The sequence below is a fragment of the Streptomyces sp. MS191 genome (assembly GCF_008042125.1).
Taxonomy (GTDB): domain Bacteria; phylum Actinomycetota; class Actinomycetes; order Streptomycetales; family Streptomycetaceae; genus Streptomyces.
Genome location: NZ_RDBI01000040.1, coordinates 1675129 through 1676959, shown reverse-complemented (window position 1 = coordinate 1676959; position 1831 = coordinate 1675129). Strand labels below are relative to the sequence as shown.

The 1831-nt window shown below is 72.6% G+C and carries 2 protein-coding genes, 1 tRNA gene and 1 pseudogene; 2 read left to right on the top strand and 2 right to left on the bottom strand.

Features of this window, described 5'->3' with window-relative positions; all coding sequences use genetic code 11:
- A partial coding sequence (locus EAO71_RS14650; protein ID WP_147979299.1) for a class F sortase occupies positions 1-190 on the top strand: 190 nt, incomplete at its 5' end.
- 439 nt (positions 191-629) lie between these two features.
- On the opposite strand, the gene EAO71_RS14645 is transcribed toward EAO71_RS14650, so the two are convergent.
- Both EAO71_RS14645 and EAO71_RS14640 read right to left on the bottom strand, forming a co-directional pair.
- Positions 630-1067, bottom strand: a complete 438-nt coding sequence (locus EAO71_RS14645; RefSeq protein ID WP_147978134.1) for a barstar family protein — start codon at positions 1065-1067, stop codon at positions 630-632.
- Between the two features lie 279 nt (positions 1068-1346).
- Positions 1347-1420 (bottom strand) — tRNA-Lys (locus EAO71_RS14640).
- A gap of 184 nt (positions 1421-1604) precedes the next feature.
- Here EAO71_RS14640 and EAO71_RS14635 point away from each other — a divergent pair.
- Positions 1605-1831: pseudogene (locus tag EAO71_RS14635) on the top strand (peptidoglycan-binding protein); the annotation flags it as partial.

Below are 1831 nucleotides of genomic sequence, written 5' to 3'. Positions count from 1 at the left end.
GTTCACCGTCGACGACGTGCGGGTCGTCCCCCGCGACCACTTCGACGCGCACGAGGTGTACGGGCAGCGCCGCGCCGGCCGGGCCGAGCTGCGGCTGATCACCTGCGGCGGCAGCTTCGACCGCACGGCGGGCGCCTACACCGCGAACGTGGTCGTCTCCGCGTACCTCACGGGTGTGACGAAGGGCTGAGCCGCGGGCCGGAGCGGTCGCCCGCCCGTCCGCAGTCCACCCGCCGCCGCGCGCCCGGCCCGGGACCGGTCGGTCCTGGCCCGGGTCTGGCTCCCCCTGGRCGCCGGCACTTTCGCAGCACCCCCTGGCCGGCCCGGCCGGCGGCCCACGTCCCGTGCGTCCGCCGGCCGGGCCGGTCCTCTGCCGGCGGCCGGCTCCCCCATGCAGTTGCCTTTGAGTCGGCGAGACCGTTGCCCCGCGTGTGTGACGGGGTGGGACGCGGGCGGGCGGGTGCGGATCGGGATTCTGGCGAAGGTGTGCACCACTGAGCGGGTGGACGCGGCGACAGCCAAGCACGACCGTGCCGAGCGGCGGCGTCTCCCTGCCGGCTCGGCTGGTCGTGTACAAGGAGCACAAGCCCTGCCCTGACCTGGGTAGCCAGGCCACGTGAGGAAGCCGTTCAACCCTCCAGCAGCGCTTCTCCTCCACCGCCTGAGGCCGAGGCGACGTAGACCGAGACCTGAGTCGGCCTTCCGCCGGTGTATCGGGCTTCAGCGAGGGACTCGGCCACATCGCGGAGGATGCTCAGCGCGACCCAGAAGTCACCCTCGGCGCCCGCAACGGGCCGGGCGTCGGGCCAGACGATGACCACGCGGGGGGACTTCAGCTCGTGAAGCCCACCCCAGACCGAATCGGAGAGGGCCTCCCACACCATGCCGAAGGTGCCGAGCGGAGGGTCCAAGGGAAGTGCCTCCCGCACCGCCCCGAAGAACGCCTCCTTGTCGGTCCGCCCGGCGGTGGAGAGCGTGAACACGGGTGCGCCCTGGCGGGCGGCCTCGTCGCGTATCCCGGGAATGTTCTCGCTGGGAACCTCGTGGAAGCCGCTGTCGATCACCATGCGCAGAACCGTACCGGTGCGCCCTCCCGGTCCGGATCGCGACCGCTGGGCGGCGGGTGATCGGCCTGCGTCCGGGGCTCAGCGGCTCGCTCGTCGAGGCAACTGCATTGGCCGTCTCCCCCCCCGGCCGGTCGACCGGCACGCGGGCCGAGGGCGCGGTGGAGCCTCGCGGCCGGGGTGAGGGCGGGAGGCGTCCGGGGGAGCAGGCCGGTAGCTCCGAGCCCGAGAGGGAAACGATCGAGGCCCCCTCACCATCGGTGAGGGGGCCTCGACTGCGCGTGCGCCGCCAGGGACTCGAACCCCGGACCCGCTGATTAAGAGTCAGCTGCTCTAACCAACTGAGCTAGCGGCGCTTGCTGACCTGCGTAACTCTACCTGACGCCCGAGGGTGCTCCCGACCATTACCTGCCTTCACCGGCCTGTCGGATGGTCGTTTTGTAGCTTCGATCCGTCAAAATGCGATTTGTCCAGACAGTTGAGACACTGGCGCCCGTACCAGAGCGCCGGAGGAACTCGACGAGTGTGGAGGGGAATCGCATGAGTGTGCCGATCTTCGAGGAGTTCGAGCCCGCCGACGACTGCGCGTGCGCGGGATGCGGCCGGCAGCGGCGCGACCTGGCCCTCGCGCTGCCCGTCCGCGCGGGCGGCCACCCGGCGGCGCGCGGTGCGCGGCGCGCCCTGGTCCTGATGACGGCGGCCGGCGTGGTGCTCGGCGGCGGCGGGGCGAGCGCCCTCGCCCGGCCCTCGGGCCCCACCGTCCCGAC